This window comes from Candidatus Woesearchaeota archaeon, assembly GCA_026394965.1.
In the GTDB taxonomy this organism is placed as follows: domain Archaea; phylum Nanobdellota; class Nanobdellia; order Woesearchaeales; family 0-14-0-80-44-23; genus JAPLZQ01.
This window is the reverse complement of sequence record JAPLZQ010000087.1, coordinates 1-6,173: the sequence shown is the minus strand read 5'-3', so window position 1 is coordinate 6,173 and position 6,173 is coordinate 1. Positions and strand designations below refer to the sequence as shown.

The 6,173-nt window shown below is 38.8% G+C and carries 8 protein-coding genes; 7 read left to right on the top strand and 1 reads right to left on the bottom strand.

All coding sequences use genetic code 11. The features are described from left to right. Nucleotides 1-283 (bottom strand): AAA family ATPase (locus tag NTV63_03785; GenBank protein ID MCX6710044.1); only part of this gene is annotated, 283 nt, incomplete at its 3' end. Between the two features lie 210 nt (nt 284-493). Here NTV63_03785 and thyX point away from each other — a divergent pair. The 7 genes from thyX to NTV63_03750 form a co-directional block, all read left to right on the top strand. After that, a complete protein-coding gene (thyX, locus tag NTV63_03780; GenBank protein MCX6710043.1) occupies nt 494-1,282 on the top strand; it encodes an FAD-dependent thymidylate synthase in 789 nt (262 codons plus the stop codon). 3 nt (nt 1,283-1,285) lie between these two features. Continuing rightward, a complete protein-coding gene (locus NTV63_03775) occupies nt 1,286-2,155 on the top strand; it encodes a hypothetical protein (GenBank protein ID MCX6710042.1) in 870 nt (289 codons plus the stop codon). Between the two features lie 303 nt (nt 2,156-2,458). Next, on the top strand, nt 2,459-2,803 hold the full coding sequence (trxA, locus tag NTV63_03770) for a thioredoxin (protein ID MCX6710041.1): 345 nt from the start codon (nt 2,459-2,461) through the stop codon (nt 2,801-2,803). After that, on the top strand, nt 2,800-3,171 hold the full coding sequence (locus NTV63_03765; protein MCX6710040.1) for a hypothetical protein: 372 nt from the start codon (nt 2,800-2,802) through the stop codon (nt 3,169-3,171). The genes trxA and NTV63_03765 overlap by 4 nt, the downstream gene beginning before the upstream one ends. 8 nt (nt 3,172-3,179) lie before the next feature. Beyond that, entirely contained in the window at nt 3,180-4,151 is a 972-nt protein-coding gene (locus NTV63_03760; protein MCX6710039.1) for an L-threonine 3-dehydrogenase, read from the top strand. Between the two features lie 62 nt (nt 4,152-4,213). Continuing rightward, a complete protein-coding gene (locus NTV63_03755; protein MCX6710038.1) occupies nt 4,214-5,833 on the top strand; it encodes a hypothetical protein in 1,620 nt (539 codons plus the stop codon). Between the two features lie 2 nt (nt 5,834-5,835). Next, on the top strand, nt 5,836-6,173 hold a 338-nt coding region (locus NTV63_03750), incomplete at its 3' end, for a hypothetical protein (GenBank protein MCX6710037.1).

Here is a 6,173-nt window from a genome sequence, read left to right as displayed (position 1 = left end):
CAGACGGGTTTCTTATGCTGTCCACCACTAAATCCCTTCTTCCTGATTTCTGCTCATCCTTTATCCATTCAGAGGTTTTTTCAGCAAGCACTCCTGCACCATATCTTATGCGCAGCTCGTTTCCAGTCCTTATCATGTTATCCCGGGAAGGCTCCTCTTTCCTGCTTTTGAGCTCCTGCCTTATCACATCAGAAAGAGAGTAGTATTTGAATCCCTTTTTCACAAGATGCTCTGCAACTGTTCCTTTTCCCGCGCCTATAGGACCTGTTATACCTATTATCATTATGCTTAGCCCCCCAGTCAAGGGATTCCCCAGTGCATTTTGTTTTAAAAACATTGTGGTTAAACAAAAGTTATTACGCACTACTGAAATGTATTTATACCCTTTTGGGGTTTAATCAGTAGAGGGGGTGCAACACTGCACAAGTATTTTTTCAGAAAATATTAACTACAATTCAACTCTTAGTAATAGCCCTTTTCGCTGAGGTGCAAAATGGCAGATGCGCAGTATGAGAAAATTGACTTTTTAAATCCGGGTTTTGACTTGAACTCTCTTGAGGCAAAGCTTAAAGTGATTCTTGAGGAGTATACCCCAAACGGCGAGAAGCTTGTTGCAAAGGCAGCAAACCTTTGCTATTCAGGAAAGTCAATTGATGATTTGGATGAGTCTCTCACTAATGAAAAGCAGGAGCGCATAATAACTCAGGTCACTGGCTCAGGGCACCTTTCTGTTCTTGAGCACATCTCTTATTCATTTCTGATTGATGGGATATCAAGAGCATGCTCTCACGAGCTTGTGAGGCACCGCATTGCATCATATTCCCAGCAGAGCCAGCGCTATGTCAACTACGCAAAAAATGCCTCTGCAATAAATTTTGTTGTTCCCCCGGAGATATCAGAAAATCCAGAAGACAAAAAATTCTTCCTTGAAAACTGCGCAAATGACTATAATGAATATGTTGACTTAGTAAACAAGGGCTACTTTCTTGAAGATGCAAGATATCTTTTACCCAATGCAGCATCAACAAGGATAATGGTTACGATGAATGCGAGAGAACTTCTTCATTTCTTTGAGCTTAGAACCTGTGAGAGGGCGCAGTGGGAAATAAGGGACATGGCAAAAAAGATGCTTAAGGAGTGCTATAAAACAGCCCCAATTATTTTTGAAACGGCAGGCCCTGAATGCATCTCATCTTACTGCACGCAAGGTGAGTTGAAGTGCAAAAGGGATATCTCCGAAATAAAAAAGGAATTTAAGGCTTTGAAGGGATTGAAGGAATGAAAAATGGCTCTTGAAAATCTGATTTCATATTCCCTGAATAAAGAGGGCGCAATAATTGTGATTGACGGCGGCGATGGCTCTGGGAAAACCAGGCAGACAGCCCTTTTGATGGATGAACTGAACAAGATAAAAGAAAGTTCAGGGCTTTCCCTTGAAGTTGGCACCCTTGATTTTCCCCAATACGGAAAAAATGTTTTTGCGGATTTTACAGGGCGCTACCTTAACGGCGAATTCGGGGATTCGTCAAAAATGAACCCTTATTTTATAATTCCGTATTTCGCTTTGGACAGGTTTTGTGAGAAAAAGAATCTTCTGAAATTCAAGGAAAAAGGAAACATCGGAATTCTCAACAGGTACACGACTTCCAACCTCGGGCACCAGGCAGCAAAGTTTTCAGATGAGAACGCAGCATGGAAGTGCGCATCTTTCATCGAGCATATGGAATATGATGTTCTCGGGCTTCCCCGCCCTAATCTTGTGTTTTACCTTGATGTGCCTTGGGAAATCGGAAAACTCCTTATAATGGCAAAGAAAGAAAGGGCTTACACAAACGGAAAAATTCTTGACGGGCATGAGAGCTCATCTGACTACCAGGACAAGGCAGCATTTTTCTTCGGGAAACTTTGCGAAAGCCGCGCACCTCATAAATCAGAGCATGAATCCTGGATTAGAATTGACTGCAGCAGGAATAATGAGTGCGCTTCTGAAAAAGTGAAAGAGCTTGAGGCTTTTCTCATATCTGATTTTACAGAAGAAGGGAAAGCAAAAGTCAAGGATGAAATTTCAAGGACGCTTCTTTTGAGCCCGGATGAAATCCACGAGAAAATAACAGAGAGCGCAGATGAATATTTCAAAAGTGAATTATTAAAATAGAAAGGGAAAAATTCTGCCATAAACATTATTAAGATTATTTTTCTTGCTTTTTATTATGCTGTTAAAGTTTAATAAATCATTTTGAAAAATTATATAAACAAGGGCTCCAATTATTGCTTTAGGGGGGGTGATTTGCGCTTCTGAAGAATAGGCTATACTCGGGTGTGAAATCCTGATGAGATTTTACGCACAAAACCATCAAGCTTATTAATCAGTTGTGTAATACTTATGCACTACTGCTTAAAATATTCACAGTTGTATGATAAAGTGACATTGAGCAGATAAAAATGGAGGAAAGAAAATATGTTAGTTCATTTGAATAAGGAGAATTTTGTGAAGGAAGTAAATAACAGCAGCGTGCCTGTGCTCATAGACTTCTGGGCATCCTGGTGCGGGCCATGCCAGATGATGGCGCCTGTTTTTGAGGAAGCATCAAAGGATTATGAGGGAAAGGTTAAGTTTGCAAAGCTTTCAACAGAGGAGGAATCATCCCTTGCAGCAGCATATGGGATTCAGGGCATTCCCTGCATGGTGCTTCTTAGCAAGAACAAGGAAATTGGAAGGATTGTCGGGTTCATGCTTAAGCCAGTCTTAAAGGCAAAGCTTGATGAGATTATAAAAAAGAATCCTGAAGCATTCAGGAAATGAAGAGCAAAAAAATGATATCCTTTGCCTGCAAACCGATAATTTTTGATGAGCTTCTGAAATGCAGCTTTGGGCTGAATAAGACAGAATACTCTGTTTTTATGCTCCTCATCGCAAGGGAGAATGAAAAAGCCGAAGGGTTAAGCGTAAGCGAAATTGCAGTGCGCCTGAAAAAGGAGAGAACAGTAATACAAAAGGCGGTAAAAAGCCTTTTTGAAAAGAAGATGATAAAGCGGTTTCAGGAAAACCTTGAAAACGGCGGATACAAGTTCAGCTATTCTCCAGTTGAAAAGCGCGAGATAAAAGAGAGAATTATTGAAACCATAAGAGGATGGGTTTCAAATGTTGAAAGCACAGTAACAAAATGGTGATGGGCAAAATGGAAGAAAAAGAAAAATCAAAGAGGATTCTGATTACCGGCTCTGCAGGGCAGATAGGCTCTGAACTAACTCCAGAACTCAGGAAGATTTACGGAAATGAGAATGTAATTGCAGCAGTGCACAGGAAAATGCCAGATGACTCATTCATAAATGCGGGTCCTTTTGAAATTTTGGATGTGTCAGACAAGGAAAGCATGAAAAGCGTAATAGAAAAATATGATATTGGAACAATCTACCATCTTGTCTCAATTTTATCTGCTGTTGGCGAAAAAGAGCCTGAGCTTGCATGGAATGTCAATATGAACGGCTTGAAAAATGTGCTTGACCTTGCACGCGATTACAAACTTAAGGTGTTCTGGCCGAGCTCAATTGCAGCATTCGGACCTACAACACCCAGGGATAACACTCCCCAGAAGACAATCCTTGAGCCCTCAACAATGTACGGGATAACAAAAGTTTCAGGAGAGCTTCTTGCATCCTACTACTTCCAAAAATATAATGTGGACATAAGAAGTGTAAGATACCCCGGGCTCATAAGCTACAAAACCCTTCCCGGAGGGGGGACAACTGACTATGCAGTCGAGATTTTCTATGAGGCATTAAAAAGGAAAAAATACACCTGCTTTGTAAGAGAGGATACTGTTCTTCCCATGATGTACATGGCTGATGCGATAAGAGCGACAATACAACTCATGATGGCAGATTCATCAAAGATAAAGATAAGGACATCCTACAATCTTGCTGCAATGAGCTTCTCTGCAAAAGAGCTTTCTGATGAGATAAAAAAGCACATTCCTGAATTCAGGTGCGAATACGCCCCTGACTCAAGGCAGAAGATAGCTGACTCCTGGCCAAGGAGAATTGATGATTCCTGCGCGAGGAAAGACTGGGGATGGAAGCATGAGTATGACCTTGCAAGGATGACTTCAGAAATGCTTGAGAAGCTTGAGGAAAAGATGAAAGGAAATTGATTTTTATCTTGAAGATTATCTTGCTGTAAAAATGCTGTAAAAAAAAGAGTTATTTTAAGAAAATGGGATTGACTGAAAGGATAAAGAATGCATTGGGAAACAATAAACTTACATATTATATTATTATTGCATTAATAGGGATAATTTTAGCCCCGTTTTTCCTAAGAATAATTTCTGAAAACCCAAAATTCAACGGCCCGCATTATTATGAGTATTACACCTCTTCAATACTGATGGCTGAAGCAATCAAGAGCCTTGATTTCAAAAGTTTAATTTATTTATATGCGGGAAGCTACTGCGACAAGATGATATTCCTTTTAAGAATCCCTGTAATGCTGATTTTCGGATACAGCCCGACATTATTTGTCTTCACAAACTACATTGTAAACATAATCCTTCTCCTTTTTCTCTATAATGCAATGCTGAAATTTGAGAGGACAAAAGAAGAAAACATCCTGAACATAGAAGAGCCGGAAAAAACAGCGCTATTCTTCATTCTCTTCATAATGGCAAGCTACTTCTTTCTTGAGCTCCAGCTGAGCTTCTACATAGACCTGACATACTTCCTGCTGTGCGCGCTATTCCTGATATACCTGTGCCTCTTTAACAATGACTGCACAAAAAACAACATCACTCTTGCAATAATAATATTCCTAATGATGATGGCAAAGAACACAAGCTACATACTTTTCCCAATATTCTTCGCAATGTCCGCCATACATTTCTTAATCACAAAAAAAGAAAAAAAATGGCAGTACCTGAAAAGGCTTGCAATAATATTCACAGCAGGAACAGCCCTTTACTTACTTATCGCCACTGGATTTTCACCGGGCTTGATAAATATGGAACTTTCACGCGGATACACAATGAGCGGCTCTCCTGACCTCATATATTATGAAGGGATGATGCCTAAAATTATTCATTTTGCGTATGCTATAATCAAGAGAGGAATAGAAATCAATGATTATGCCTTCAAAAAGTTCAGCTCCGCATGGCTTTCAGTCCTTGTTTACATTGCTGCAACATATTATGCGATTAAGGGAAAAAACAGGTTCATCTTATATTTATTCATATGTTCAGAAATTTTCCTGCTCTTCTTTTTCAACATAAAGGGGCATCGGTATGAATTGCGGCTGCTTACTCCGATGTATTTCATCTATTTTTACATGTTTTATTTTTTAGGAACTGATATTTTAAGGAAAATATTTAAGAAAAATTTATGGACTGCAGCTGCTGTTCTAATTATTTTGCTGGGCGTAATCAACATGAGTTTTTTAATCAAAAACTCATTCTCTGGTGAATTTAAAACATATTATTTAAGATATGCTGTTGGAGCAGTTGAACTTGTACCTGAAAACATAAAGTTCAATTCAGTTGTGTATATTCCATATGACGCAAATTTAATTCAAGATTATTTTGCGGATTTAATTGATTATGTAATGGAAGAAAAAATTGCAAAGGACAGCGCGGTTTATCAGCGAATGGCAAGTCTATGCAAGTTTGAAAAGAGATTCTGCTACAAAGTGATAGGCCGCAGTGAATATAAGGAAAACAAGGATAAGATTGATTATGCAATGGAATACCATCCGGAAAATCTGCCTTTCAATTATTCTGTGTTAAATTCTGCTGAAAGCGTAATAGAAGAAACGGCATATTTCGTGGAAGTGATAAAACAACCCTGAAAATGGCAAAGATTCAGTATTTAAAAAGGATAATTGAAGATAACAAAAACTTCGGCTATTTCATAATAATAATCATAGGATTAATTATGGCGCCGTTGTTCTACCGGATAATTGCAGAAAACCCAAAATACAACGGTCCGCATTATTATATCTACTACCCAACAGCATTAGTCCTTTCAGAAACCTTGAAAAATTTTGATTTTAAAAACTTTTTTTATTTTTATAAAGAAAGCTACTGCGACAAGCTGATATTTCTCCTGAGAATTCCTGTGATGCTTATTTTCGGCTACAGCCCAACAATATTTGTCTTCACAAACTACATTGTAAACATAATCCTTCT

Bases quoted from the DNA above. Each gene is read 5' to 3' on its own strand.
- trxA (MCX6710041.1), top strand. From the start codon at position 2,459: ATGTTAGTTCATTTGAATAAGGAGAATTTTGTGAAGGAAGTAAATAAC.
- thyX (MCX6710043.1), top strand. From the start codon at position 494: ATGGCAGATGCGCAGTATGAGAAAATTGACTTTTTAAATCCGGGTTTT.
- NTV63_03775 (MCX6710042.1), top strand. From the start codon at position 1,286: ATGGCTCTTGAAAATCTGATTTCATATTCCCTGAATAAAGAGGGCGCA.
- NTV63_03760 (MCX6710039.1), top strand. From the start codon at position 3,180: ATGGAAGAAAAAGAAAAATCAAAGAGGATTCTGATTACCGGCTCTGCA.
- NTV63_03755 (MCX6710038.1), top strand. From the start codon at position 4,214: ATGGGATTGACTGAAAGGATAAAGAATGCATTGGGAAACAATAAACTT.
- NTV63_03765 (MCX6710040.1), top strand. From the start codon at position 2,800: ATGAAGAGCAAAAAAATGATATCCTTTGCCTGCAAACCGATAATTTTT.